27 protein-coding genes and 1 tRNA gene are annotated in these 26,494 nt (G+C 56.1%); 14 read left to right on the top strand and 14 right to left on the bottom strand.

Features of this window, described 5'->3' with window-relative positions:
• Positions 1–284 precede the first annotated feature (284 nt).
• The 3 genes from QZ305_RS03595 to QZ305_RS03585 form a co-directional block, all read right to left on the bottom strand.
• Positions 285–1,178, bottom strand: coding sequence for a hypothetical protein (locus QZ305_RS03595; protein WP_294730151.1), 894 nt, complete (start codon positions 1,176–1,178; stop codon positions 285–287).
• A gap of 87 nt (positions 1,179–1,265) precedes the next feature.
• Positions 1,266–1,739, bottom strand: a complete 474-nt coding sequence (locus QZ305_RS03590; protein ID WP_294730150.1) for a hypothetical protein — start codon at positions 1,737–1,739, stop codon at positions 1,266–1,268.
• A 69-nt stretch (positions 1,740–1,808) separates the two neighbouring features.
• Entirely contained in the window at positions 1,809–2,150 is a 342-nt protein-coding gene (locus QZ305_RS03585) for a hypothetical protein (protein ID WP_294730149.1), read from the bottom strand.
• Positions 2,151–2,263: 113 nt separating this feature from the next.
• Between QZ305_RS03585 and QZ305_RS03580 the strand changes: the two genes are divergently transcribed.
• A complete protein-coding gene (locus QZ305_RS03580; protein WP_294730148.1) occupies positions 2,264–3,907 on the top strand; it encodes a nucleoside kinase in 1,644 nt (547 codons plus the stop codon).
• Positions 3,908–3,915: 8 nt separating this feature from the next.
• On the opposite strand, the gene QZ305_RS03575 is transcribed toward QZ305_RS03580, so the two are convergent.
• Positions 3,916–4,410 (bottom strand): hypothetical protein, encoded by a 495-nt coding sequence (locus QZ305_RS03575; protein WP_294730147.1) that lies wholly within the window; start codon positions 4,408–4,410, stop codon positions 3,916–3,918.
• A 170-nt stretch (positions 4,411–4,580) separates the two neighbouring features.
• Between QZ305_RS03575 and QZ305_RS03570 the strand changes: the two genes are divergently transcribed.
• A complete protein-coding gene (locus QZ305_RS03570) occupies positions 4,581–4,823 on the top strand; it encodes a GNAT family N-acetyltransferase (protein WP_294730145.1) in 243 nt (80 codons plus the stop codon).
• Positions 4,824–5,046: 223 nt separating this feature from the next.
• On the opposite strand, the gene QZ305_RS03565 is transcribed toward QZ305_RS03570, so the two are convergent.
• Positions 5,047–5,559, bottom strand: a complete 513-nt coding sequence (locus QZ305_RS03565) for an ECF transporter S component (protein WP_294730143.1) — start codon at positions 5,557–5,559, stop codon at positions 5,047–5,049.
• Positions 5,560–5,654: 95 nt separating this feature from the next.
• On the opposite strand from QZ305_RS03565, the gene QZ305_RS03560 reads away from it, so the two are divergent.
• Both QZ305_RS03560 and QZ305_RS03555 read left to right on the top strand, forming a co-directional pair.
• Positions 5,655–6,992, top strand: a complete 1,338-nt coding sequence (locus tag QZ305_RS03560) for a PLP-dependent aminotransferase family protein (protein ID WP_294730142.1) — start codon at positions 5,655–5,657, stop codon at positions 6,990–6,992.
• Positions 6,993–7,451: 459 nt separating this feature from the next.
• Positions 7,452–8,483: a 3-deoxy-7-phosphoheptulonate synthase gene (locus tag QZ305_RS03555; protein ID WP_294730141.1), complete on the top strand. Its 1,032-nt coding sequence runs from the start codon at positions 7,452–7,454 to the stop codon at positions 8,481–8,483.
• 118 nt (positions 8,484–8,601) lie between these two features.
• Here the strand turns inward: QZ305_RS03555 and QZ305_RS03550 are convergent, their stop codons facing one another.
• Positions 8,602–9,087 (bottom strand): hypothetical protein, encoded by a 486-nt coding sequence (locus tag QZ305_RS03550; protein ID WP_294730140.1) that lies wholly within the window; start codon positions 9,085–9,087, stop codon positions 8,602–8,604.
• A gap of 251 nt (positions 9,088–9,338) precedes the next feature.
• On the opposite strand from QZ305_RS03550, the gene QZ305_RS03545 reads away from it, so the two are divergent.
• From QZ305_RS03545 to QZ305_RS03520, 6 genes are all read left to right on the top strand, one after another.
• Positions 9,339–10,703 carry an MATE family efflux transporter gene (locus QZ305_RS03545; RefSeq protein ID WP_294730138.1) on the top strand — a complete coding sequence of 455 codons (1,365 nt, stop codon included), beginning with the start codon at positions 9,339–9,341 and terminating at the stop codon, positions 10,701–10,703.
• A 222-nt stretch (positions 10,704–10,925) separates the two neighbouring features.
• A complete protein-coding gene (locus QZ305_RS03540) occupies positions 10,926–12,812 on the top strand; it encodes a BMP family ABC transporter substrate-binding protein (RefSeq protein WP_294730137.1) in 1,887 nt (628 codons plus the stop codon).
• On the top strand, positions 12,809–13,462 hold the full coding sequence (locus QZ305_RS03535) for a metallophosphoesterase (RefSeq protein WP_294730136.1): 654 nt from the start codon (positions 12,809–12,811) through the stop codon (positions 13,460–13,462). Before QZ305_RS03540 ends, QZ305_RS03535 begins: the two co-directional genes overlap by 4 nt.
• Positions 13,463–13,992: 530 nt before the next feature.
• Positions 13,993–14,535, top strand: a complete 543-nt coding sequence (locus QZ305_RS03530) for a hypothetical protein (RefSeq protein WP_294730135.1) — start codon at positions 13,993–13,995, stop codon at positions 14,533–14,535.
• A 21-nt stretch (positions 14,536–14,556) separates the two neighbouring features.
• Positions 14,557–14,769: a hypothetical protein gene (locus QZ305_RS03525; protein WP_294730133.1), complete on the top strand. Its 213-nt coding sequence runs from the start codon at positions 14,557–14,559 to the stop codon at positions 14,767–14,769.
• Entirely contained in the window at positions 14,769–15,344 is a 576-nt protein-coding gene (locus QZ305_RS03520) for a flavodoxin (protein WP_294730132.1), read from the top strand. The genes QZ305_RS03525 and QZ305_RS03520 overlap by 1 nt, the downstream gene beginning before the upstream one ends.
• A 116-nt stretch (positions 15,345–15,460) precedes the next feature.
• Here QZ305_RS03520 and QZ305_RS03515 read toward each other — a convergent pair whose 3' ends face one another.
• The 6 genes from QZ305_RS03515 to QZ305_RS03490 form a co-directional block, all read right to left on the bottom strand.
• Positions 15,461–16,489, bottom strand: coding sequence for a zinc-dependent peptidase (locus QZ305_RS03515; protein WP_294730130.1), 1,029 nt, complete (start codon positions 16,487–16,489; stop codon positions 15,461–15,463).
• Positions 16,490–16,603: 114 nt separating this feature from the next.
• Complete coding sequence (locus tag QZ305_RS03510; protein WP_294730129.1) at positions 16,604–17,206, bottom strand: glycerol-3-phosphate acyltransferase; 603 nt, start codon at positions 17,204–17,206, stop codon at positions 16,604–16,606.
• Between the two features lie 42 nt (positions 17,207–17,248).
• Entirely contained in the window at positions 17,249–18,076 is an 828-nt protein-coding gene (locus tag QZ305_RS03505) for an RluA family pseudouridine synthase (RefSeq protein ID WP_294730127.1), read from the bottom strand.
• 66 nt (positions 18,077–18,142) lie between these two features.
• Positions 18,143–18,219: transfer RNA gene (locus QZ305_RS03500), tRNA-Pro, on the bottom strand.
• A 113-nt stretch (positions 18,220–18,332) separates the two neighbouring features.
• Positions 18,333–19,199: a hypothetical protein gene (locus tag QZ305_RS03495; RefSeq protein ID WP_294730126.1), complete on the bottom strand. Its 867-nt coding sequence runs from the start codon at positions 19,197–19,199 to the stop codon at positions 18,333–18,335.
• A gap of 221 nt (positions 19,200–19,420) precedes the next feature.
• Positions 19,421–20,320 (bottom strand): 3-hydroxyacyl-CoA dehydrogenase NAD-binding domain-containing protein, encoded by a 900-nt coding sequence (locus QZ305_RS03490; RefSeq protein WP_294730124.1) that lies wholly within the window; start codon positions 20,318–20,320, stop codon positions 19,421–19,423.
• A 218-nt stretch (positions 20,321–20,538) separates the two neighbouring features.
• Between QZ305_RS03490 and QZ305_RS03485 the strand changes: the two genes are divergently transcribed.
• Genes QZ305_RS03485 through QZ305_RS03475 form a run of 3 tightly spaced genes read left to right on the top strand, consistent with a single transcriptional unit; the run spans position 20,539 to position 23,035 of the window.
• Positions 20,539–21,195, top strand: coding sequence for an HAD family phosphatase (locus QZ305_RS03485; protein WP_294730123.1), 657 nt, complete (start codon positions 20,539–20,541; stop codon positions 21,193–21,195).
• A 38-nt stretch (positions 21,196–21,233) separates the two neighbouring features.
• The gene (locus QZ305_RS03480; protein WP_294730122.1) at positions 21,234–22,097 is read left to right on the top strand and encodes a transketolase; all 864 of its coding nucleotides are present in this window, start codon (positions 21,234–21,236) and stop codon (positions 22,095–22,097) included.
• Positions 22,094–23,035 (top strand): transketolase family protein, encoded by a 942-nt coding sequence (locus QZ305_RS03475; RefSeq protein WP_294730121.1) that lies wholly within the window; start codon positions 22,094–22,096, stop codon positions 23,033–23,035. The genes QZ305_RS03480 and QZ305_RS03475 overlap by 4 nt, the downstream gene beginning before the upstream one ends.
• A gap of 100 nt (positions 23,036–23,135) precedes the next feature.
• On the opposite strand, the gene QZ305_RS03470 is transcribed toward QZ305_RS03475, so the two are convergent.
• Positions 23,136–23,933 (bottom strand): SDR family NAD(P)-dependent oxidoreductase, encoded by a 798-nt coding sequence (locus QZ305_RS03470; RefSeq protein ID WP_294730120.1) that lies wholly within the window; start codon positions 23,931–23,933, stop codon positions 23,136–23,138.
• 158 nt (positions 23,934–24,091) lie between these two features.
• Positions 24,092–24,352, bottom strand: a complete 261-nt coding sequence (locus QZ305_RS03465; RefSeq protein WP_294730119.1) for a hypothetical protein — start codon at positions 24,350–24,352, stop codon at positions 24,092–24,094.
• A gap of 215 nt (positions 24,353–24,567) precedes the next feature.
• On the opposite strand from QZ305_RS03465, the gene QZ305_RS03460 reads away from it, so the two are divergent.
• Complete coding sequence (locus tag QZ305_RS03460) at positions 24,568–26,121, top strand: nitrite/sulfite reductase (protein ID WP_294730118.1); 1,554 nt, start codon at positions 24,568–24,570, stop codon at positions 26,119–26,121.
• The last annotated feature ends 373 nt before the right edge of the window (positions 26,122–26,494 follow it).

The raw sequence follows: 26,494 nt of genomic DNA, 5'->3' as shown, positions 1-26,494 counted from the left end.
CTGACTTGCGGCTCACTTATAATACCACAGCCACAGGAGAATGCAACCACTTTTTGTTCTTTTTTGTGTTTTTATCTTCCGCCTTACCGGTAAGTGCAAATCACGACGCTTCGTGCAACTCTTCTCCCTTTCTTCCGTTGCCCTGATCTCCCGTTGAAGTACCCGCGGTTTTCAGGCCACCCCTTCTCCCCCTTCGCCGTATCCGCCCAGGCCAGGGATGGCCTGGCCATCCCCATCGGCACAAAAAATGGACCAGAAATCCCGATCCATTCATCAAAGACAGATTATTCCGCTGTTTTGTCTTCGGTACCGGAGGCATCCTCCGCCTGCTTCTCTGCACTGCTTTGCTCAGCGGCAGAGTCTGCAGTCACTTCTTCCACTTCAATGGTTTCCACAGGTTCATCCTGATCCGCAGCTGCTTTCCTGCTGTCTGCCGCAGTTTCCTGCTCTTTGCCTGTTTCTGCTGCAGAAGTCTCTGCCATAGTCCCGGTGGCAGCTGCGGGAATGGCAGGCAGTTCTGTCTGATGGCTGCTCATGACCTGTTTCCAGGTGAGGCTGTTGGCTTTGGATACAATCATCCAGACGCTCAGCAGTACGAGAGCGGCGAGTTCCAGCAGGAAGACAAAGAGGCCATAGCCATTGACCGGCTGCCGGGGATCTTCGTCATACCAGCGGATGTTCATGCGCATGGCAGCCTCTTCGTCCGTTCCGGGTGCCTGCATGAGCTGCATGGCGGTGGACTTTGCCTTGTCATTGTCTCTGTTTTCCCGGCTGCTGTCCTCTGTATCCTGCTCACTGTCTGTGTCATCCTGCGTGGCTGCGGACTGACTGTCTTCATCCAGGGCGGTGTCCTGTTTCCGGTCGCGGCAGTTTTCGCTGCGGTCGTCTTCGTCAAGGGAAAAGTCACCTTCAAAGAACCGCCGGTTGCTGTCTTCATCATACCGGTCACCGTGATCATGCTGGTCATAGTGACGGCGGCTTTCATATTCATGATCAAATCCGGATTCCGGGTCATGGAAGAACGCATCGTCCTGGTCAAATCCCCCGAAGGACCAGTCCCGTTCTTCCTGTCTGTATCCGGGCTGGGCACCGAAAATATCCATGCCGGTGGCCACAGCGGATCCGGCGAGCAGCACCAGTCCGGTGCCGCATACAATGTTTTTCCATACTCGTTTCATTTTCCATTCCTCCTCGTGATTACGAGGATACCTGCTCCGGCTTAAATGAAACTGAAAAAGCGGCATTTTTGCCGCTTCTTCTGCCTGCTACATGTACTTGTTGATGAGCCACAGGACCAGAACCATGAGTCCGAGTATGGAAAAAGTGACAATGTAGGCCCGGCCTGGCAGCCAGTCCGGAAGCCAGCCGGCGATGCGGTAAATCACACTGTCCACACTGGACTGTATCGTCTCTCCGGTCCGGTTCATGGCTTTCTGCTCCTGCTTCTCTTCTTTCTCGGCACTTTTCACCGCTTTTTTGTCCGCTGATTTGCCACTGGCGGAGGCTGATGCGGACATGCCGGAGGAAACTGCCTGTTCGGATTCCTCGCTGGTGATCACCGAGGCGTCCCAGATCTTTTTTGAGCTGTCGCTGAGCACCGAGTCCGCGGACTCCAGCACGATGTCCGCGGCCTGGCGGGAAAACGGATTGACGCCTTCGGAAAACAGCGTGATGCCCATGATGACAGCCAGCAGCAGAAGTGCATAGATGATCCGCAGGATCCACTTACGGTCTTGCATACCGGATATCCCCTCGATTCATGACTCCCCTTGTCTGAAAAAGCCGGTCGCTTCCGGCTTTCCCACTGGCTATCGGCGGTGACGGGCGCAGAGCAGCGTGGTCAGGAAGGCCACAAGAGCCGCAATGGTGACGCCGCAGAGAATTTCCTTTTTGTGAGCCCGGGCTTCGCTTTCCAGTTCCTGAAGTTCGTCCTCGGCCATGATTTTTGCGGCTTCCATATCCCGCAGCATCGTGGCTTTCTTCTCTTCATACTCCTGTTCCAGTTCCTGCCGGCGCTGGTCGAATTCCTTTTCCATATCCTTGAGCCGGATATCCATCTCGGTTTTCGCTTTTTCCAGTTCTTCCCTGGCTTTGATCACTTCGTCTTTCTCCGGCGTGGATGCCGGCACTTTCTTTTCCTGTTCAGACATATCTGCCCCTCCTTGTCTGTGTCTCCCTTATTATAGATTGACGGTGAAATTTGAGTTCACTCACTGCCCGTCAATTTCACAGGTTCTGTCTGCGGGTATGGTACAGTCAAAGAATGAAACAGGAATACACAGACCGGCAGGATGCTCCTGCCACACTGGCGGATCTGGCCCGGGAAACGATGGAACGCGATCCTGAAGAGTACAGGGAAGCCCCGGTGATTCTTGCCGCGGCAGACGGCAAGATCATGGAGCTGGGCAAGCGGGTCCCGGAAGGAGCCCGGATCCGGTTCATCACCACGGCGGATCCCACCGGGCGCATGGCGCTGATCCGCACAACGATTTTCTCCATGCTCAAGGCGCTGTATGCCCAGGCCGGGCGCAGTCATGTGCACTCTGTGACGGTGGATTTTCAGATTCAGGACGCCTGGTTTGTGCGGCCGGAGGGCTCGTTTGCCGTGAGCGACACGCTTTTGCAGGGGATGGACCGGCGGATGCGGGAATATGCGGCCAACCGGTATCCGATTCACCGGCGGCGGATGCTGACGCAGGAGGCCATCCGGGAATTCTCCCGCTATCACATGACCTCCAAAGCCCGGCTGTTCCGGTACCGGCTGTCCGGAACAGTCCATGTCTACTCTCTGGGCAACTTCATCGACTATTTCTACGGACATATGGCACCGGATGCCGGCTATGTCCGGAATTACCGGCTGATTCCCTGGGAAGACGGGTTTTTCCTTCAGATTCCCGCAGCCGGACAGGACCGGGAGCCGGTGTTCGATCCGGGCTGTCACCGGCGGGAGTTTCTCACGCTGAAGGAATCTCATCTCTGGGCGCAGAAACTGGACTGCGAGGATGTGGCAGATCTCAATGACTGGATCTGCAAGGGACAGGCGTCCACACTGATTGGGATCCAGGAAGCGCTTCAGGAGAAGAAAATCGGTCAGATTGCGGAACAGGCAGCGGCCAGGTCCGGCTGCCGGATGATCATGATTGCCGGTCCCAGTTCTTCCTCGAAGACCACCTTCGCCAGACGCCTGTGCGTGCAGCTGCGGGCGCTGGGCCTGAATCCGATCCAGATGTCGGTGGACGACTGGTTCAAAAACCGGGAGGATTCTCCCCGGCTGCCGGATGGCAGCTATGATTTCGAGTCTCTGGACTGCGTGGATCTGGCACAGTTCAACCGGGATCTCTCGGCGCTGCTGGCAGGCGACAGCGTCCGGCTCCCCACCTACAACTTTGTGCTGGGACAGCGGGAATATCACGACAGGCCGGTCATGATGCAGTCCGGGGATATTCTGGTGATCGAGGGGATCCATGCCCTGAATCCCCGGATGACGCCCGGCCTGGATCCGGAAACGCAGTTCCGGATCTACATCAGCGCCCTGACCCAGCTGGCCATTGATCCCCATAACCCGATTCCGCCCCAGGACGGCCGGCTGCTGCGGCGCATGGTGCGGGATGCGCGCACCCGGGGATTCTCCGCCCAGGAAACCCTGGATATGTGGCCGGCGGTGCTGGCGGGAGAAGAAGCCAACATTCTGCCGTATCAGGAAAGCGCAGATGTGTTCTTCAACAGCGCCTGTGTCTATGAACTGGCGGTGCTGAAGCAGTATGCCGAGCCACTGCTGTTCGGGATCGGCCGGGAGTCTGCGCACTACGAGGAAGCCCGGCGGCTGCTGAAATTTCTGGATTATTTCCTGGGGATCTCCTCCGAGAACATACCAAAAAACTCCCTGCTGCGGGAGTTCATCGGCTGAATCATCATTCAAAGCCACAGGCACAGGCCCGTGACAAACGCTGCCGCCAGGCAGGCAATGCCCGCATACTGACAGATCTGAGCCGCCATCAGGACGGCTCTTTGCTGTTTCATGCTCCGGGTGGACAGGCTGGTGGCTTCGTCCAGCAGATCCATGCATTCTTCCATCTGCGTTTCGGGATCCGGGGCGTTCTGCAGCCGGCGGCGGATCGTTTCATACGCGGGGAAACCGGTGATCCGGGGCCAGAGTCTGGTCACGGAGGCGGTTACTGCCGCAGCCAGAAACAGACCGCAGGGAATGGATCCCGCAAGCAGGGTAAAAAGCCAGGGCAGCTGCAGGGGACCGGTCAGGGCCAGCAGTGCCAGGGTGATGCCCGCAAGCAGAAGACTGATCAGCTGTATGTCAAAAGCCAGTCTGTGCATGCTCTGTTCCCGGTTCAGTTCCTCCTGATACCGGTGTTCCATGAGCGTTTCGATGATTTTTCCGCTTCGTTTCACTTCCATGACATCCTTTCCATTTTCCTTTGCTGCTTCTGACAGTAGCAGAAGGCAGGCTGAATGAAAACCCGCAGGCCTGATGCTGTCCGGGCATCCGCTTCTTTCGTTCCCTGCCAGGATCTGTATACTGAAGCAGACGGGATGGACCCGGCAGTCCATCCGGGAGGCATCACAGAATGGAATACAGATTTGAACCTGAGCGGCAGCGCAGTGCTGTCTATGATGCAGGAACCTGCATCGGGGAATGCCATTACTCCGTGGACAGCGGGGCATGGATCATTGATCACACGGAAGTGGATCCGGCTTATGGCGGCCAGGGCATTGCCCGGCGGCTGGTTGAGATGGTGGCACAGGAGGCACACAAGCGGGGCATCCGGGTGGTTCCCCTGTGTTCCTATGCGGTGAAAGTGCTGTCCTGATGCGCCGCTGAAAATGATAAACCTTACCGGCGTCAGTTTCGCTGCACAACAGCATTGATTTGTCAATGAAAAATCAGAAAATTCCGGGCATTCAGGATGACGAATCAACCTAAGCTTCGTATTATGAAGTCAGAAAGCAAAGATGTTCAGCTTTCAACCTTCCTCCTATTGAGCATATCTGAAAAAAGGCGCGACGGCGCCTTTTTTCATGGGATCATCTGCTTCAGACCGTTTTCCGGGCCCGGGACTTCGCAAATCCCCGCTGGATCAGCGGATAGGCTACCACCGCGATCACAACGCCCACACCGGTCTGCAGCAGGTTTTCCGGGATCCCTGCCGCTGCCACCACAGCGCTGCCCTTCAGGTACCACTTTGCGAAAAAGTAGCCCGTGACCATGATCACAGACCCCAGCAGATACGCCGGGATCCGGACTCTGGAGCCATATTTTTCAATCAGCCAGCTGACGGCCACCGATTCCAGGCCTTTGATCAGCAGCGTGGGCAGAAAATAATAGGCATAGCCGCCGGCGACATCCGCCAGTGCCGAACCAAGACCGCCGGCCAGAAAACTCAGACCGGGGCTCAGAAAAGACGCAAAGAGGAGAATGAAGCCGTCCCCCAGATTGAAATAGCCGTCCAGGGCATTGGGAACTTTGATATACATCGTCGCCACGAACACCAGGGCCATGCCCAGGGCAGTCAGGACCATGTCCTGAATGGTGATAGTCTTTTTCATCAGATATCCCTCCTGCTCTGGATGATACGCCGGTTCTGTCATTGAAAAAACCGACAGTTTTTGAATAATTTCAGGGGACAGTTTATGCTGGAACCATGAATGAACCCAGAACGAAAAAATATCTCCTGCTCCGGGACACCCTGTGTCAGGACATGCTCACAGGCAAGCTGAAACCCGGCGACCGGCTGCCTTCCATCCGGGAACTCGTCCGGCGCACCTCTCTGTCACAGACCACCGTGGAACACGCCCTGGCTCTGCTGCAGGACGAAGGTCTGATCCGGACTATTCCCCAGGCAGGCTGCTATGTCACCGGTCTGGAGCCCCGGCAGCCCCGCCTGCTGTCCACACCAGCTGCATCCGGGCGGGATGAGGCAGCCCCGCCGGATCTGCCGGAGCCGCTCTGGGACCTGCAGACCAACGCCATTCATCCGGAGCTCTTCGACATGAAGCTCTGGAAACGGTTTCTGCGCCAGACGCTGGAAGAAAGCCGGACGCTGGCCAGCTACGGAGACAGTCAGGGAGAGCCGGCCCTGCGGCAGGCTCTGGCCGATCACCTGTTCCGGCTGCGGCGGCTGCGCACAGACCCGGAATCCATCCTCGTGGGCCCCAGCTATCAGACCCTGCTGTTCATGCTCGCCACACTCATCGGCAAACCGCTAACCGTGGCCATGGAACATCACGCCCCGGCGCTGGCCCGGCATGCGTTTCAAAGCGCCGGCTGGAGGATCCTGGAACTGGACAGCGACGAAGACGGACCCCTGCCACAGGAGCTGACAAAGCCCTTTGACTGCCTGTATCTCACCACTGCCTGCGCCGGGACAAAGAAAAAAGCCCTGCGAAACCGCCTGGACCTGTATCAGGATCTGTTTGTCATCGAAGACGACTACAACGGGGAGCTGACCTATGCCTCCGGGCCCCGCAACGCTCTGTCCGCCCGGCTGAAGCACTCTGTGTACATCGGCTCCTTTTCCCGCGTGCTGCTGCCCTCCCTGCGGCTTTCCTGCATGGTGCTCCCTAAAGAGCTGCTGTCCCGCTTTGATCCCGCCAGCTACGCCCCCATGGCCTCCCGTATTGAACAGCTGGCCCTGGCCCGCTACATCGCCTCCGGGAATCTGGAAAAGCACATCCGGCGCCTGAACCGGATCTACCGCCGCCGCAGCGATCTGGTCATGAACATCCTCCGGGATTTTCCCCTGCTGCTGGATGAAGCCTATCTCTGCGTGGAGATCCCGGGATATGCCCTGCCTGCAGAGTTTGCCTGCAGCCGTTCTGTCTCAGGCCTGCGGCTTTCCTTCGCCTCTCTGCCGGACGCCAGTCTGGAAACTGCTTTCCAGGCCGTCCGGAACAGCCTTCAGCCAGTGGATCGTGCACAGAGGACCCTGTCCGGGAACCAGATCCAGGAACGCACAGGAAGGCGGCATCCGGTTGCCTGAATGCCGCACACTGCCCGGATCCACCACCAGCACCCCCTCCAGCTCCACACACCAGGCCACATACCGCCCGGGACGGATCAGCACATCGCAGCCCAGATCCCGGGCTGCCGCCGCCATCTGACACAGCTGGCCGGCCTCCGGTGCCACCAGCACCCGGTGACCCGCCAGATCCAGAATGCTGCCGGGCGCCGCATAGCTCCACCCTGTCAGATCCGGATCCCAGCCGGACATCTGCAGACACAGATCCGCCGGACAAAGTCCTCTGATGTGATTCATGCGGACCGGACACGAAAGTCCATCCGCTGCTGCCAGAACCTTCATGTCTTCAGTGTACCCCGTTAATTGTTCTATTTCTCAAAGTACAATTCGAAAGAGAAAACCAGAGTTTTGCCCGGCATGATATAATGCGCAGGTAACACTGTAACGTTGTGCTGAAACAATGCAAGGAAGGAGCCAGCCATGTCATTCACCATACACCAGGAACTCCCCTCGCCGGATGTTCTCAAAGAGCTTTACCCTCTGTCCCCTGCGCTCGCCGCGCAGAAAGCCCTGCGGGACCAGGAACTCCGGGATATCTTCGAAGGCCGCAGCGACAAGTTCATTCTCATCGTCGGGCCCTGTTCCGCTGACAACGAAGAAAGCGTCACCGAGTACGTCAGACGGCTGAAGGAACTCAACGAAGAAGTCAAGGACAAAATCTTTCTCATTCCCCGGGTCTACACCAACAAACCCCGCACCACCGGCGAAGGCTACAAAGGCATGCTCCACCAGCCGGATCCCAACAGCGAACCGGACCTGCTCTCGGGCATTGTCTCCATTCGGCGCATGCACCTGCGGATCCTGGAAGAAACCGGCCTCTCCGCCGCCGACGAAATGCTGTACCCCAGCAACCGGGACTACTTCGATGATGTGCTCGCCTACGAAGCCGTGGGCGCCCGCTCCGTGGAAAACCAGCAGCACCGCCTGGTGGCCTCCGGCGCGGATATCCCCGTGGGCATGAAAAACCCCACCTCCGGCGACCTCTCCGTTATGATCAATTCCGTCATCGCCGCCCAGGCCCCTCAGAGCTTCATCCACCGCATGTTTCACGTCTCCACCCCCGGCAACCCCCTGACACACACCATTCTCCGCGGCGGTGTGGACAAACTGGGCAACGCCATTCCCAACTACCACTACGAAGACCTGAAACGGCTGCAGCGGGAGTATGAAAAAACCGACCTGGCCAACCCCGCGGTGATCGTGGACTGCAACCACTACAACTCCGGCAAGCAGTACAGGGAACAGGTCCGGATTGCCAAGGAAGTCATGCACTCCCGCAAGTACGACCCCGACATCCGGAAACTGGTCAAGGGGCTCATGATCGAGTCCTATCTCAAGGAAGGCCGGCAGGACATCTGCGAGAACTATGAACCGGGTCTGTCCATCACGGATCCCTGTCTGGGCTGGGAAGACACCCAGGCCCTGATCCGGGACATTTACGAAAACCTGTAACTTCCTGTCCATGCCGATGCGGGCCCGTGCCCGCTGGCAGGGCATAAGAAAACCGTCCGGCACATGATGGCCCAGACGGTTTTTTCTGTTCGGCTGTGGTCTTGATCCGGCTCAGGATTCAGACAAAATATGTGAAGTTGACACTGGCAGCCCGGTTGTCCAGCAGTTCCGCCGGGGCGGAGAGCTCGTTGGAGAGCACGCACTGCATGCCGGCTGCAGCTTCCGGTTCCAGTTCCCGGAGGTTGTTGAGCAGCAGCCAGGTGCTCTTCATTTCCCGTTCGAATTCCCGGGGCAGCAGATCGGAGAAAGCCCCCATGATCTTGCGCTTGAAGCCCTTGGGTGCATCCGGATCGTAGGCCAGATCCGTATCGATGATGTCCCCCATGAGATATTCGTATTCACCATAGTCTCCCTCATAGGCCAGGATCGCCCGGTTGAAGCGGGAAGCCAGCCTGGGGTCCGCTTCAGCGTCTGTGCAGAATGCCACCCGTCCCAGAGGATCGTTGTCGGCGCTGGTTTTGTACATTTCTGCGATCTCCTGTGAGGTCCGGCCCCCTGCGTCCACCAGACGGATAAAGATTCCAATTTCGTTGTTCTCTAACATACTGCACCTTCCTTTAAATCTTGTACCACTGCATGATAGCACAGGTTGTGAAAAGATTCACCTGTTCCGTCTTCTTTTTGACACAACCGCAGCACACCCGGCTGCTGCAGGATTCCAGGCCCGTTTTCCGATGCGGCCCTGCTTTTTCCTGCATTCCTTCTATCAATACCCGGCTGCCTCCGTGTATCATGGAATGACGAAGCGTCAGGCGGTTCTCTTTTCCGGCCGCCGCAGGAAAGGAGAGATCTGATTTGAACGAAAACAAAATGGGCATTCAGCCGGTGGGACGGCTGCTGATATCCATGTCCATCCCCATGATGATTTCCATGCTGGTGCAGGCGCTGTACAACGTGGTGGATTCCATCTATGTGGCCAGTCTGTCGGAAGATGCCCTGACGGCTGTCTCCCTGGCCTTTCCCTGGCAGAACCTGATGATCGCCGTGGGCGTGGGAACCGGAGTGGGTGTCAATGCCTGGCTCTCCCGCTGCCTGGGGGAAAAGGACCAGAGATCCGCCAATGCCACGGCGGAAAACGGCATTTTCCTGGCCCTGGCAAGCTATGCGCTGTTCGCCGTGACCGGCATGCTCATTGCCCGCCCCTTTTTCACCTTTCAGACTTCTTCCGCTGTGATTGCCGAAGAAGGATTCCAGTATATGTGGATCGTGTCGGTGTTTGGCATCGGTCTGTTTCTCCAGACCATGAACGAAAAGATCCTGGCCTCCACCGGCCGGACGAATCTCACCATGATCAGTCAGCTCACCGGCGCCGCGATCAACATCGTGCTGGATCCCATCCTGATTTTCGGATACTGCGGCTTTCCCGCCCTGGGTGTAGCCGGGGCTGCCATTGCCACGGTGACCGGTCAGATCATCGGTGGTGCCGCGGGCATCTGGTTCAACAAATGCTTCAACAGGGAGATTCAGATCGGCTTCCGGCACTTCCGGCCCCGGGGCGACATCATCCGGCACATCTACAGCGTGGGACTGCCGTCGATCATTCTGCAGTCCATCGGCAGCATCATGACCTTCTGCCTGAACCAGATCCTGATCGCCTTCTCCACCACAGCCGCCGCAGTGCTGGGTGTCTACTTCAAACTCCAGAGCTTTGTCTTCATGCCCATCTTCGGGCTGAACAACGGCATGGTGCCCATTGTGGCCTACAACTATGGCGCCGGCAAGCCGGAGAGGATCCTGCGGACGCTGAAGCTGGCCATCGCCTATGCCCTGGGCATCATGACAGTGGGACTGCTGCTGTTTCAGCTGCTGCCGGGTCTGTTTCTGGATCTGTTCCAGGCCAGCGACAACATGAAAGCCATCGGGATTCCGGCTCTGCGGATCATTTCCCTGTGCTTTGTGCCGGCAGGCTTCGGCATCATCTGCGGTTCCTTCTTCCAGGCCATGGGCCACGGCATGATCGCCATGTGGGTATCCATCATCCGCCAGCTGGGGGCGCTGATTCCCCTGGCCTGGCTGCTGGCACAGACCGGCAATCTCAATCTGGTGTGGCTGGCGTTCCCGCTGGCGGAGGTGATCTCCGTCACGGTCACTGCCCTGGGCCTGCGCAAGGTGATCCGCACTCAGGTCAGACCCCTGTATCACCGCCCGGCGGCCAGCTGAAGACAGCACCCGGTGTTCTGGCAGAAACTCCGGGTGTTTTTCTGGCTGTTATTCCCGAAGAACAGATCATGAAACTCTGGCGTCTCACTCCGGGCTGGCGGATCTGGCTGCCGTGGCAGATCACTCCTGCCGGTTTGAAACAAAGCCGGAAGTCTGTCCCGTCTCATTCCGCCGGGACAGAGCATAAAATAAAGACAGACGATACAGAAAAGGAGGAACTCTATGTCCCTGGAAGCATATGAAGCCGCGCGCAAAGCCGGTCTGCGGTGTGTGAAAAACCGCTCGGCGCAGGGTCTGGACCCCTATCTGCCGGCGCTGGAGGACCAGCAGCTGAAAATTCTCAAAACGCAGGAACTGCCCGCAGGTTCCATTCCGCTGGAAGCCGTGACGGGCACCCGGACCCGGGGGCGGACCAATTCCTTCGCCGCGGATTTCATGCCCCTGCTGGAGCCCGGCAGCGAATTTGCCGGAAAATGGACCAGGCTCTATGAAGCCCAGCTGGAAGAAGGGATCCGGGAACCGATCATCTGTGTGGAGTACCTGGGTCAGTATTATGTACAGGAAGGCAACAAACGGGTTTCTGTCCTGAAATACCTCCAGGCACCGGAAATCCTGGCCAAAGTCATCAGGCTGATCCCGGAAAACGACCACTCTCCCAAAGCCGAGGCTTATTTCGAGTCTCTGGAAGCCCAGGAAAAAACCGGTGTGTCCTGGCTGCGGTTCTCCACCCCGGGCAGCTGGAAACGGCTGGATGTGGTGCTGGGCACAGACGACAGACCCTGGGATCAGACGCTGCGGGAGGATGTGAAATCTGCCTGGAACCGGTTTTCGCAGATTTTCCTCAAACTCGGCGGCAGCCAGCTGCAGATCCCCGCAGCAGATGCCTTCCTGCTGTTTCTGGAAATCTACGGACTGAAGGATTTTGAAGAAATCGGCAACGGCCAGCTGGAACAGCAGGTGAAGAAAGTCTGGGAGGATTTCTCTGTTTGGCCCGAAAAACCCCGGGCACAGCTGGAAACCGGCACGGAAGAAGACCGGAAGTCCCTGCTCTCCCGGCTCTACGGCGAACCCCGGGCGGCGTTCATTCACCGGCGGAATCCCGAAACCAGCGCCTGGACCCGCCATCATGAACAAGGCCGGGCGTATCTGAATCAGGAAATGCCGGAAATCGACACCAGAGCCTGGTTTGAAGTCAACACACCGGAACAGGAAATGGAAGCCATGGAAGAAGCCCTGAAACAGGGCTATAACGTGATCTTCACCACCAGCCCTGAAATGCTTCGTTCCAGCATCCGTTTCGGCGCCGCGCATCCGGACATCAAGATGTTCAACTGCAGTCTCAATACCCTCACCGGTCACATCCGCACCTATTTCGGCCGCCGTTACGAATCGCAGTTTCTATCGGGAATGATCGCCGGGATCCTCACGGTCTCCGGCCACATCGGCTATCTGGCGGACTACCCGATCTACGGCTCCATCGCCAGTCTGAACGCCTTTGCCCTGGGTGCCCTGATGACCAACCCGGAAGCCCGGGTGTATCTGGACTGGTCCACCACCACAAAAAGCGCCGGACAGATTCCCCGGGACGCGGATCTGCTGTTCATTGCGGGCATCGACTTCGATCCCAATGTGATCACCAGCCGGGAATTCGGCCTGTACGATCTGCGCCACGGGCAGTTCGTGAAAGTGACCTATGATCTGGAATACTGGGGACAGTTCTACACGAAGATGATGCAGCGCATCCGCAACCGCCGCTGGAACGAGGAACACGGTGAAGGCGGACGTTCCGTGAACTACTGGTGGGGCGTGTCCAATGGCATGATCGACCTGGAAATGACAAACGTGGTACCGGAGCAGACCAGACGGCTCATTGGCATTGTCCGGGAAAACCTCCGCCACGGACTGCAGCCCTTCCGGGATGAGCTGAAGGATCAGGAAGGGCAGATCCGCTGTCATCAGGGCGAAACGCTGTCTCCGGAACAGCTCATGGACATGGACTGGCTGCTGTCCAACATCGTGGGATCCATCCCCGGTCTGGACGAATTCACCGATGATGCCTCCGGCGTCATCCGCACCCATGGCATTTCCCGGGTAAAGGAGTCTGCATGAAGCGCCTCAGGGTCCTGGTCCTATCCGACGAAGTGGACCGTGCCCTGTACGATCACTTTGACCGCTCCATGCTGCAGGACATCGATCTGATCATCTCCTGCGGCGATCTCCCCGCCCGGTATCTGAGTTTTCTCGCCACGATGTTCAACGGTCCCCTTCTTTATGTCTGCGGCAATCACGACGAGAAATACGTCACGAATCCCCCGGAAGGCTGCATCTGCATCGAAGATGAGATCTTCGAGTACCAGGGCATCCGGTTTCTGGGCCTGGGCGGCAGCCGGCGGTACAAAAAAGGCCCGTTCCAGTACACCGAACAGGAAATGGAGAAACGGATCCGGAAACTCTGGTATCCCCTCTGGCGGAAAAAGAGGTTTGATGTGCTGGTGACCCACTCTCCGGCCAAAGGTCACGGCGACGGCAAAGGCGCTCATGAGGGGTTTCCCTGCTTCAACCGCCTGATTGAGAAGTACCGCCCTTCCTGGTTTTTCTACGGTCACATGCATCTGAGCTACGACGGACAGATGTCCCGGGTCTCCATGCTGGAGAACACGAAAACCGTGAATGCCTTCGGCAAGTATGTCCTGGATCTGGAAATCCCCGAAGATGCCGATGAAAGGCAGGGCGTCAGCGGAAAAGAAGCAGGAGTCTGACTTCATTGCCTTCAGATTTATGCATAGGTGCAGGAGCGAGCTTCTGCCATGGAGTTGCAGATAACAGCCAGAGTCCTTTGATTCTGGCTGTTTTCCTGTGGAGTATGCAGAACCAAAGACCATTTATAATCTGGAAAGTATTCACAGAACTTGTACATCTAACTGTTCATGGATTATAAACGATAATATTAAAATAGTTTAGTGATATGATACAATAGAATATTTCGCGTATCACTCTTGAATGTAATTGAAACTATGATAAGATTTGATTAAGGAAGCGCTTTCGGAAAGAATTGTAATTGTGATTTCATTTGGGATATGACAAATATAATCTCTTTCGCTGGCTGATACGCTGGTATTTGTATACAAAGAAGTATTTGCGTATAAAGCAGTTTGAGAGAACAAAGGGACGAGACTGCATTGGTGGATTGGAACCTCAATGGCTTCATGATCAACTTAAACAGTCGGCTACTAATGCTTAATACTCCTATATTTCGTTAGTGGCAATTTGATTTGAAAGAAAGATAATTATGAAAAAAATTAGTAAGGTCCTGTTTTCCTTTATGACTATGATTTGCCTTTTCTGTACCAGTTTAATTCCGTATCAGATTCACGCTAACCCCACCGAGGAAGAAGTTGGATCCGTTCTCAAAGCTACAGAAATTAGTGTACCAGCAGACATCTCGGAAGAAGCCCTTGAACAAAGAATTAATGATACGTTTGCTCAAACTGGTGCTGAAGTTGTAATAACGAACTATATTGATGATAATAATTCAATAAATCCTTTTGCTGGTTCAAATTACGTCGAGAATAAAAGATCATTCTCTTTCTTGTCTTACTGGTACACGATCGACATCATTGTCGGAGGTTATATTGTTGGTGGATATAGCGTATCTGGCTTCAATTGCAAGACTTCTGTAAGCAATTCGATTATTGTTGTAAACAACATTTACTATCAGAACCCCACCACATTGCAAGCAACTGCAATCGTTTACTTTACTCTGAACGGTGAAGTGCCACATACCTATAAATGTGTTGCTCCATTACAGGGGACAATCTACCTGGAAAGTTAAGATAACGCTGAGGAGGTTGCTATGAAACTCTGGAAATGGCTGTTGATTGCAGTCGCCATCGCTGTAGCCGCACTGATCGTCTTCAGTCTGTTATGGCAGAAAACAGGACCGGTAAGTGACAAGCCGGTTTCCGAACAGTCCCTGCAGCAGTCACAGATGATTGATGACATGGATCCGTTTTCCGAAGAAAGCAAATCCCAGGCGGATATGCTGGAAGGCACGGTGGACTACTGATGGGCAGGCGCATTCTGGCATTGCTTCTGGCAGCCCTGTTTCTGGTTGCCGGCTGTTCTTCGGCTCCTTCCGAAAAATCTCTGGTGGTGTACTATTCCCTGGATGATGGTGTGGAGGAAATCGCAGAGAAAACTGCCAAAGAACTGGATGCAGATCTCTTCGAGATCGAAACAGACCGGGATTTTGCAGAACTGCTGAATCATGAACCGCTGACCGTGGAAGAAATCGGGGAACTGCGCTCGGACGACTTCAAGCTGAAGCAGACGGTGCCCGATAACTGGGGCGCCTATTCTGTTATTTATTTCGGCTTTCCCATCTGGTATGGTGAACCGGCACAGCCTTCCCAGCTGTTTCTGATGGAGAACAACATCAAGGACAAAACCTGGTTTCCCTTCACCATCGCCTCCCAAAAGGAAGCCGACAAGGCCGAAGAGATTCTGGACAGCTTCGGCATCCGGAAAGGCTGGCAGCAGGCAAAGGGATTCAGTCAGGATCCCGGCGATGCGGATATCTCGGCATGGATCACGGAAACCAGAACCACACTGGAAGATCTGGACAGGCGACAGGAAAGCTGAACATCATAATTTTACGCGCATAAAAAGCGGGAATCCGCTCCAAATCCGTGGAGACAGATTCCCGCTTTTCCTGTATACGCCCTGTCATGGCTGCCGACAGGCAGCCCATCGGCAGGCTACAGATGCAGACTGGAGAGATCCGGCCACTGAATGTTCTGCAGCCACTCCATCAGATCAAATGATTCCTGCTGCTGAATACTCTCCTGTGCCGGGCCATAGAGGGCTTCGAACACCTGATACAGCTCTGGGCTTTTCTGCTGCAGAAGCGCGGGATTCATGATGTACAGAGATCCGGCTTCAGCGAAAAACTCACTGATGTCCATGGCGCCGTAGGCAGAGATCAGAGCAGGCTGCTGTGCATAGACCTGGCGGACAGTTTCCGTGTAGTCACTGTCGGCGTTTTTCTGCGTGATGTCATGTTCAAAGTCAAAGCAGTGGGTGAGTTCGTGGGCGGTGGTGGCAGCTTCCAGGCTTTCCAGGCGCAGGAAGACTTCTTCGTCGTGATTGCTTTCCAGAAGACCGGAGCCGTTGTCAGTGTAGGAATAGGTGGAAAAACCGGCGACAAGACCCGATGACTGAATGTTGTGTTCGGCCATGGCCTGTCTGAAGGCTGCATCGTCCAGGATCCGGATCACATTGGTCTGCTGGAGGAGCCAGTCCGGGAGGGCATAGACGTTTGCTTCCAGCATCTGCCGGATTTCTTCTTCGGAGAGAGCGGCTTTGACGCCGACTTCCGGCAGGCCTTCCCGCTGTTCTGTGAAGGTATAGCCTTCCAGGTCTATGTTCTGTTTCTGGACGGCTTCCTTTGCCTGGTCAAAAATCTGGCGGAACTGCTCGATGGAATGATCGGGCAGAAGGTACTCATAGACGTAATAGCCGCTGAGGCACAGAGCTGCCAGAAGCAGGCAGGTGCGCAGGAAGCGGACGAAAAATCCCAGGGCGGAATGCCGCAGGCCGGAGCGGATGAAGTGAACGGCGGCCCAGAGGATACCGAAGTACAGCCGCATGGTCTGATCAAGCAGCAGATCCGGGGGATAGCCGAAATACTCCAGGATCCAGGGCAGGCCCCAGTACACGAGGCTGAAGACCAGGGCGGTGCCCAGAATGGTGCCGAATGTGACGTGAAAAACCGCGTTTCGTTTCATGTGGCTCATTATCGCATCTGGGGGAGAATGTGTCCATGTGTGAAAAACACCGGGCTGTCCTGATGCCGGTCAGAACAGTCCGGTGTTCCGGTTCCCCGGCGATTCAGCCCCGGTTCACTCCGCTGCGGATTCATCTGCCGACCGGCTCTCTTTGCTTTTTGCGTCCAGCAGCGTTTTCCGGCTGTTGCGTGCAATCATCAAAGCGGCCATGGCCAGGGAGACAAAGAAGGCTTCCCGGCTGCCGGCCAGTCCCAGACACACGGAAAAAGCCAGAGAGATGATGGCTGCACCCCATTTCAGTCCCATGCGGCACAGGACACAGAGTCCGCCGGCGAGCAGGGAAATGATGCCATACAGCGGTGCGTACAGGACATAGGTGACAGCCAGTACTGCCACGCCCTTACCGCCCTGAAAATGACGCCAGAAGGGATAGCAGTGGCCCAGGGCTGCCCCCAGTCCTGCATACAGTGTGAGGATGGAGCCGGCTGCGGGAAACAGCAGCCGGCAGATCACAATGGCCAGAACGGTTTTCAGACCGTCTCCCAGCAGCACCAGCGCAGCGGCGCCTTTTCCCAGCACCCGGCCGGTGTTGGCCATGCCCGGATTGCCCGATCCTTCTTCATAGATGTTTTTGCCCCGGGCTCTGGCCACGATGGGACTGAACAGCACGCAGCCGCACAGATAGCCGATGAAAAGCGACAGCAGACGGTATTCCATGGATGCACCTCCCGGATCCCGATTCAGGATCTGCGACCGGAATCATGTCACTGGCAATGATACGCCGGATACATGCAGAAAGTCTTCCGGCAGCCTGCTGGAAATGACCAGTGTCTGTTTCGTCAGCGGATGCACCAGCCGACAGGTGACGCAGTGCAGCATGGCACGCCCCTGGCTGCCGGCTTCGCCGTACAGTGGATCCTGAAGCAGCGGATGACCAATGGAAGCCAGATGGGCCCGGATCTGATGCATCCTGCCGTGCTCGATCCTGACGGAAATCATGGTTCCCTCAGGGATGGAGCGGATGGGCCGGATATGGGTGCTGGCACTGAAGCCTTCCGGTGCAGGGACCATTTTCCGGTCCTGCAGCGCCAGGGGCTGATCGATGGTGCAGCTGCCGGGATTTCCCCGGCACAGGGCAAGGTAGAGTTTGTCGGTCCTGGTCACAGAGGGCACCCAGTCGGCTTTGCCGAAGACCAGCACCCCGGAGGTATCCTTGTCCAGCCGGCCTTTGAGATACAGCGGATGACTCAGCGTGGTTTCCAGCACAGTCTGCATGGAATCCGTTTCATGGCCCGGGGATGGATGCACCACCAATCCTGCCGGTTTGTCCACCACCAGCAGCAGCTGGTCTTCGTACAGAATGGCATACGGGACTGGCTGACGACAGGCGGTTTCATGGAGATACAGCGAGATCTGATCGCCGGGTTGCAGCGGATGCGTGGCCCGGACAGAGCTGCCGTTGACCCGGAGACCGCCGGCAAGGAATTTCAGCCGGGAGATCTGCCGCCGGGACAATCCGGGGATCCGTTTCAGATGCTGTTCCAGGGATTCCTGTCTGTCTGCCTGCAACACAAGCCGTTCTTCCATGATATTCTCCTTTCTCCGGATGCCGGAATATGAAAAAAGGAGACTTGCGTCTCCTGTTCATGCAAATGGTCGGGACGACAGGATTTGAACCTGCGACCCCTTGCACCCCATGCAAGTGCACTACCAAGCTGTGCTACGTCCCGATGTCTGCCTGTTAGTTATACCACCGATTTTCACCGATGTCAAACACTGTTGATCGATCGACGCTCAGACAGGCAGGAAACATATGAGATGCAGCTTTTGAATCACAGCCGGATCAGGCAGCAAACGCATCAGCCCAGGGCAGTTGCAGCATATCTCCCTGCTTCCAGCTGACAGAAAACAGCCCTTCCAGCAGGTCTCTGTCCGGCATGCCGGCTTCGTCGGAGACTGTGATTTCCACGGTCCTTTCCGCTGTGCTCTCTGTGGCAGCCTGATGGTATGCAGCCCATGTCAGCACACCTTCCCGGCTGGTCTCCAGCGTTTCGGAAAACTGACTGAAATACGGATTGCCCAGCTTGTGCAGCTGCTGATCATCAGAAACCGCCTGGCGCAGTTCCTGCTCATCCATTGGATGCCAGGCCCAGCTCACCGCATTTCCTTCACTCTGCGCTTCCAGACAGAACAGTGCCGGATACTTCTCCGGAATGGAGAAGGAGTCCAGGCTCAGTGCGTCCAGGATCACCCAGGCCGGGATATCCTGTGCAGGGCTGTGGACTGGGTTCCGGTCAAACATGTCCATGACCTCCCACCCCTGTTCGATGCGCCGGGCTGCCAGAATCTGCTGACGGTTTCCTTCAGTCCGGGTCATGCGCAGTGTCATCGGGATTCCATTGTCCTGATTGTCAAAACACAGGATTTCATACGAAGGCTCTCCCGGAAGAACCATTGTCTTCTCCACCTGCACCAGTCCGGGCCAGGCTGTGGTTTTCCGAAGAACAAATCCATCGGGAAATGCCTGGGCTGTCTTCAGCGAGACCGTCTGCAGCAGCTCAGGGACTGTCAGACTCTCCGGATCATCCAGACTGGAGGCAGCCAGCGGCTTTGTCCGGAAACAGCCCGCCATGACCAGTCCGGATGCAGCCACCAGACAGCACAGGACAAATGTGATCCGTTTCAGGCTGATTCTGCGTTTCTTTCTCATGATTTTCTCCATTATTTTCTCCATTGTCTCCGGGTATTTATCTCCGGGTAGTGCTTCGTAAATCGTCAACTGCAGGCAGGGCAGGTCCAGCCATAAACCATCCCCATTCCGTTGCAAACCGCAAAACTGCCGGACTCACTCCCGTACAGCCACAAGGCAGCATACAGGCGGTGCAGCGTGCAGACAGGCAGCCATGCTGCCTGTCTACTGGCAGCGCTGCTTCAGTTGTAGAACTTCTCTTTCCGCTCTATCTTCTCCGTCAGCATCTTCTCGATGTCCTTGTAGTGGAAGGGTGCCACTTCATCGGGAATCGCCGTGAAATTATGCGCAATGTTTCTGGCTGTTTCCAGACCCACCGCATCCAGCATCCGGAACGGTCCATAGGGTGCACCGGCACCCTTGACCCAGGCTTTGTCTATGTCTTCCACGGTGGAAGTCTCAGTCACCAGCAGATCCATGGCGGAAAACAGGAAAGGCACCAGCATGGAATTCAGCAGATAGCCGCTGCGCTCTTTGCGTACCGCCACCGGATCCATGGAAATGGACCGGGCAAAGTCCATCACCACATCAAACACCGCCGGATCGGTTTCCGGCTGCGCCATGACCTCCGTCAGGTTGTTGCGCCAGATGTGGTTGGCAAAATGCAGGGACAGATAGCGTTCCGGAACACCTGTCAGATCCGCAAACATGGACGGCAGCAGCGTGCTGGAATTGGTCACCAGGATCTGGCCGTCCGTCAGCAGCGGGGCCATCTTCCGGTACATCTCCGCCTTGGCTTTCGGGTCCTCGGACATGGATTCGATGATGACATCTGCCCCCTTGAGTGCTTTTTCCAGATCCAGCTCCAGATGCAGGGACTCCAGGGCCTGGCTGGCTTTCTTTCTGGCCAGCTCCGTCGTGATTCCCGCTTCCTTCAGCCCCGGCGGCAGCAGTGTGGCATCACCACCCGTCCGTTCAATATCGCCGATGATCTCCTGATACGCCTTTTCCAGCTTCGGCTCCGTACGGCCTATGCTTTCCGGAGAGCGCAGCCAGATCCAGGTATCCAGTCCGTGATACGCGCACAGCAGCGCAATCTGGGAACCGAGCACACCTCCACCAATGACAGCCACTTTGTTCATGATGATATCCTCCTTATGATGTTTCGCATTCTCTCTTTAATGTAAGCGATTTCTCCGGTTTTTGAAACCGTCAGAACCGCCGTTCTGTCCTGCTGGTGTCCCGGCTTTTCCTTTGTGAAAAACCGGACACAGGCGACCATCTTCCGGATTTGTCTCTTTGTGCCACGGCCTCCCGTGACAGACCCATTTTGGGATATAATGACTAGTGGAGGATTGTTATGACAAAAGCGATAATCTTCGACATGGACGGCGTCCTGGTGGACACCGAATCCTGGTTTCAGACTCAGTTCCGGGACATGCTGAAAGCCTGCGGAACAGAGGTCTCCCAGGAAGAACTCCGGGTCCTGACCGGCTGCTCCATGGAACAGGAAGATGCATTCATCCAGGAAAAACTTGGTGTGGACGCCTATACCGCTGCCCGGACCAAGAACACATGGCTTCAGACCCATCCGGTGAATTATGCCGCCCAGGCCAGACCCGGGCTGAAGGAAACGCTGGAATGTCTGAAGGAAGCGGGTTTCAAAGTGGCCATCGCCAGTTCATCTCCCATGCGCTTTATCCGTCAGATGATTCAGGAATGCGGACTGGAAGGCCTGTTCGACGCGGTGGTATCCGGACACGATCTGCCCCGGACCAAGCCTGATCCCGCCATTTACCGTCTCGCCCTGCAGCGGCTGGGAGTCCCGGCTCAGGATGCCGCTGCGGTGGAAGACAGTTTCTACGGCGTGCAGGCGGCCAAAGGCGCCGGTCTGTTCGTCTTCGGTTTCCATGATCCCTTCTCCAACCTGTCGCTGGTGGAAGCGGATACAGTGGTGGACGATCTGACTCAGGTCCCGGCTTTTTTCAACCTGGTCCCCCAGACTTGCCGTCCATGATAGAATTTGGTTCGTAAACGGAAGGATACATATAAAAGATGACACCTGAAAGAGAACATCAGCTGAAGCTTGACGCCATCAAGGTACGGGAAGGAATTCTCACCAGCACCCATGGCGCAAAGTCCGGTCATCCCGGAGGCAGTCTCTCGGCTGCCGATCTGTTCACATATCTCTATGACGAAGTTCTGAACGCCAATCCGGCCGATCCTCTGAACGAAGACAGAGACCGGTTTGTGCTTTCCAAGGGCCACGTGACGCCGGGCTATTACTCGGCGCTGGCTCTGAAAGGTTTCTTTCCCTTTGAAGACCTGAAGAGTTTCCGCCACAGCGACAGCTATCTTCAGGGGCACCCCAACATGAACTCGGTCCCCGGTGTGGATATGTCCACCGGTTCCCTGGGCCAGGGATGCTCCGTTGCCTGCGGCATGGCCAAAGGTGCGAAAATGCTGGGGAAGGACTTTGCGGTCTACACCCTGCTGGGAGACGGTGAAATCGAAGAGGGCCAGATTTGGGAAGCGGCGATGTTTGCCGGGCATTACAAGCTGGACAATCTGTGCATGATCGTGGATGTGAACGGCCTGCAGATCGACGGCCGCTGCGCCGACGTGATGGACGCCCGTCCCATTGACAAAAAGTACGAAGCCTTCGGCGCCAATGTCATTGTCGTGGACGGTCACAGTTTCCCCGAACTGGAGAAGGCCTTCGCTTTCTTCAACAGCAACCGGACAAGCGGCAAGCCCACGGTGATCATCATGAACACCCTCAAGGGCAAAGGTGTCTCCTACATGGAAGATGTCTGCGGCTGGCACGGCAAAGGGCCCAACGCGGATGAATATGCCCTGGGCATGGCAGAACTCGCTGCCGCAAGAGCAGCGCTGGAAGCAGAAGGAGTGCAGGCATGAGTGATGTAAAGAAAATCGCCACCCGGGAAGGCTACGGCCAGGCACTGGTGGAACTGGGGGCTGTGCACCCGGATATCGTCGTTCTGGACGCGGACCTGGCAGGCGCCACCAAAACCTGCATGTTCCAGAAAGCATACCCCGACCGCTTTGTGGAATGCGGCATCGCCGAAGGCAACATGATGGATGTGGCAGCGGGTCTCTCCACCCTGGGCTTTGTGCCCTTTGCCAGCTCCTTTGCGATGTTTGCCGCAGGGCGGGCTTATGAAATGATCCGGAACTCCATCGGCTACCCGGGACTGAACGTCAAGGTCTGCGCATCCCACGGTGGCATTTCCGTGGGAGAAGACGGTGCCAGTCACCAGATGAACGAAGACTTCGCCCTGATGCGGGTGATTCCCGGCATGACGGTGATGTGTCCTTCGGACTTCGTGGAAGCCAAAAAGATGGTCAAGGCTGCCTATGAACTGGACGGACCGGTCTACATCCGGTTCGGCCGTGCTGCCACTCCCATCATTCACGATGAAGATTTCGATTTCCGGATCGGACAGGCAGAAACCCTGCGTGATGGCTCGGATGTGACCATCATTGCCACAGGCATCGTGGTTCCGGAAGCGCTGGAAGCAGCAGACCGCCTGGCAGAAAGCGGCATTTCCGCCCGGGTCCTGAACATGGCCACAATCAAGCCTCTGGACAGAGACGCCGTGATCAGAGCCGCACAGGAAACCGGCTACATTGTCACAGTGGAAGAGCACTCCATCATTGGCGGTCTGGGAGAAGCAGTGGCTTCCGTTCTGGCGGAAGAATCCCCTGCCAGACTGCGCCGGATCGGTGTCCGGGATGTGTTCGGCCACTCCGGACCCGCTGCCGAGCTGCTGCATGAATTCGGTCTGGACGCCGAAGGCATTGCGAAGGAAACCAGAGAGTTTCTGCAGAAATAATGAATGATCAGGCGGAAAAGCCCACCAGCCCTTCCGCCTTTTCTGTACAGAAACGGGAGTCTCGCAATGGAAACTCCCGTTTTTTGTCATGCAGTATCTGTTACCAGGTTCTGGAACCCAGCTCCCGGAACTGTGCCACAGTGGGGGAATGGGTGTTCAGACCGCCGTCCACGGTGAGGATCTGGCCTGTCATGTAGTAGCTTTCGTCGCTGCCCAGGTACACGCAGAGATGACCGATGTCTTCCGGTCTGCCGTATCTGGTCACACAGATGTTGTCCAGATAGATTTTCTTCAGTGCCGCCGGGATCCGCGGTTCGTTCTGCGGTGTCACGATCAGCCCCGGACGCACGCAGTTGCAGCGGATGTTGTTCTTGCCGTACTGCAGCGCGATGGATTTCGTCAGCATATCTACACCGGCTTTGGACGCCGCATAGGCCGTGCCCTGCAGATCACCGCCGCAGGCAGCCATGGACCCGATGTTGACAATGGACCCGCCGTTTTCCGTCATGAACGGCAGTGCGCACTTCACCGCCCAGAACGTGCCCCGCAGGTTGCCGTCAAAAATGTCATCCCACTGCTCCAGCGTCACCTCATCCAGCCGGCCGTCCTTCGGACTGGCATTGGCCGCATTGTTGACCAGCACGTCGATTCGGCCGTATTCCGCCGCTGTGTCTTTCATCAGAGCATCAATGGAATCCGGATCCATGAGATCCATGAAATGATAGGCAGCCTCTCCGCCTGCATCCCGGATTTCCTGCACCACCGCTTCGCCTTTTTCCTTGCGACGGCCGCAGATGATCACCTTTGCTCCTTCCTTTGCATACAGCTTCGCAATCCCGATGCCGATCCCGCTGGTGGATCCGGTTACAACAGCAATTTTGCCCTTCAGTCTGTCCATAATCCTTGTCTCCTTTTCTTTCACGAAGGCAGAATACCGCAGATTTGTAATCGGTTTCACATTGACATTCGATATTTTTTGTTAAGCGTCACATATTCGGGCCATAAAGAAAAGCCGGGGAGCTGCAATCAGGCTTCCCGGCTTTGGGACTTGAAGATTTACTTTACGTCGTTGATCTTCTGTTCGTTTTCCTTGATCTTTTCTTCGTGACGCTCTGCGTCGTTTTCCTTGCGGGCAATCACACGCTCGTCATGCTTGATTTCCTCAGCGTGGATATCCTTCATGAATTTTGTCTTGTCTTCACGGATCTGAGCTTCGTGATCGGCAATGTCGCTGCGCTTGTCATCGATTTTGTTCTCGTCGTGTCGCAGTTCCTTTTCCAGGATATCATCTTCCATTTTCTTGAATTCGTCTGCCATGGGTATGTACCTCCTTGATGGTTTCAGTATAGTAAAACGCCATGCAAAACTCGAACCGGATGCCTGAGACCCGCAGCTGCTGCCTTTTTCTGCCAGCCGCCAGTGCAATCCGAACATGAGAAGCGCTTACTGTCCAGTGCCATGGCATGACCATCACCGGTATACCGTTCCGGTGCTAAAATTACATTGTATGCCGCGAGGCAAGGAGGCTTTATATGGATGAAAAATTTGCTCCGCTGAATCCGTCCGTATTCCGGGACACGATTCCCCTGTTCAGGGAGAAAACCGAGGAGTTTCACAAAGGAGAACTGTCCAAAAAGGACTACAAGGGTTTCTCCGGAAAATACGGCAGCTACGCCCAGCGTGACGGCAGGCACCACATGCTGCGCCTGCGCACCACAGCCGGCCGTCTGACCAAGGACAAGCTGAATTTCCTGATCCGCACCCTGGACGAACAGAACGTGCCCATGGTCCACTTCACCACCTGTCAGGCCGTGCAGCTGCACGATCTGGACCCCGAACAGGTGTATGCGATCATGGACAACGCCCTGGACTCCGATATTGTCTGCTACGGCGGCGGCGGAGACTATCCCCGAAACGTCATGTGTTCCCCTCTGGCTGGTGTGGATCCGGAAGAAATGTTCGATGTCCTGCCCTGGGCCGAAGCAACCGCTCAGTTCCTCATGCACTTCATCGATGCCCCCAAAATGCCCCGGAAGCTCAAAGTGGCTTTCTCCGGCAGCAACGCCAATGAGCCCCACGCCACATTCCGGGACCTGGGGTTCGTGGCCCGGGAAGATGGTACCTTTGATGTCTATGCCGCAGGCGGTCTGGGCAATGTCCCGCGTCTTGGCGTGAAAGTGGCAGAGGGCGTTGATCCCCGGGACATTCCGTATTATGTGGTCGCCATGATCAATACCTTCCGCAAATACGGCAACTATGACAACCGGTCCAAAGCCCGGACCCGCTTCATGGTTCAGGCGCTGGGCAGCGAAGAAGCCTTTGCGAAGGCCTTCGCCGAAGAACTGGCAGCCATTCAGGACCAGGATCTGAAATTCCCCGCTGTTGAGAACGATGCATCTCACAAAACCGGTGACGGTTCTGTTCCCCGGGATTCCTGGCAGGTATTCCCCCAGAAGCAGGAAGGACTGTATGCGGTTCAGTGGCATGCACCCGGCGGCAAGCCTGACCAGGATGTGCTGCACAAAGTGAATGAAGCCATTCAGGAAATCCCGGCTGCCGAAATGCGGGTGGCTCCGGACCAGGGTGCCTGGATCATCAACCTGACAGGCGCTGAAGCGAACCGGATCATGGACATCATCGCCAATGATGCGGCTCAGAATGCCTTTGAAGCTTCCGAAGCCTGCATTGGCGCGTCCATCTGCCAGGTGGGTCTGCGGGATTCCCAGCAGATGCTGAAGGATATCCGGGCTGCGGTCAAGGAGGCCGGCGTGGAAGCCTGGCTGCCTCAGCTGCACATTTCCGGCTGTCCTTCCTCCTGTGCATCCCATCAGGCTGGTGTAATCGGTCTGCGGGGCGGCATCAAGATGGTGGACAAGAAACCGGTTCCGGCATTCCTGCTCTATCTGAACGGTTCCGATCTGCTGGACAACGAAAAACTGGGTACGGAAGTGGGCGCCATTGCGATCACCGATGTTCCCGGCTACTTTGTCAAGCTGGGTGAAACGGTCCGGGATTCCGGAAAATCCTGGAAGGAATGGGCAACACCGGAAGCGCTGGTGGAATTCTCCCGTCCCTTCGTTGCCTGAACAGTTATTCTGTCTCCTGTCTGAAACAGTCATCATGAAACGAAGCGCTGCCTGTACCGGTTCTGCCGGACAGACAGCGCTTTTTGTGTAATATCGGCTGTTTTTGAGAAAAACGTGAATCTATTCACGTTTTTCCCGGGAATTTCGTGAATGGATTCACGTTTTTTCTGAACTCAGACTAAAAAAAAAATCAATCAGGATATGGGAGGGATATAAAATGGCTGTAACCCAAACAAGAGATCACAGCCAAATTTGTTATATCGTTTTACTTCATCTCACAGCCGGTCATTCTGCTGCTCTTCACCATCTTCCTCTTCCGGATCCGACGGCAGTCTGTCTCTGCATTCATCAGATGCAGAACAGACCACCGGTT

Source organism: uncultured Faecalibaculum sp. (assembly GCF_910588395.1).
Taxonomy (GTDB): domain Bacteria; phylum Bacillota_I; class Bacilli_A; order Erysipelotrichales; family Erysipelotrichaceae; genus Faecalibaculum.
Note: the sequence above shows the minus strand (reverse complement) of the source record. Positions and strands in the feature narration are given on the sequence as shown.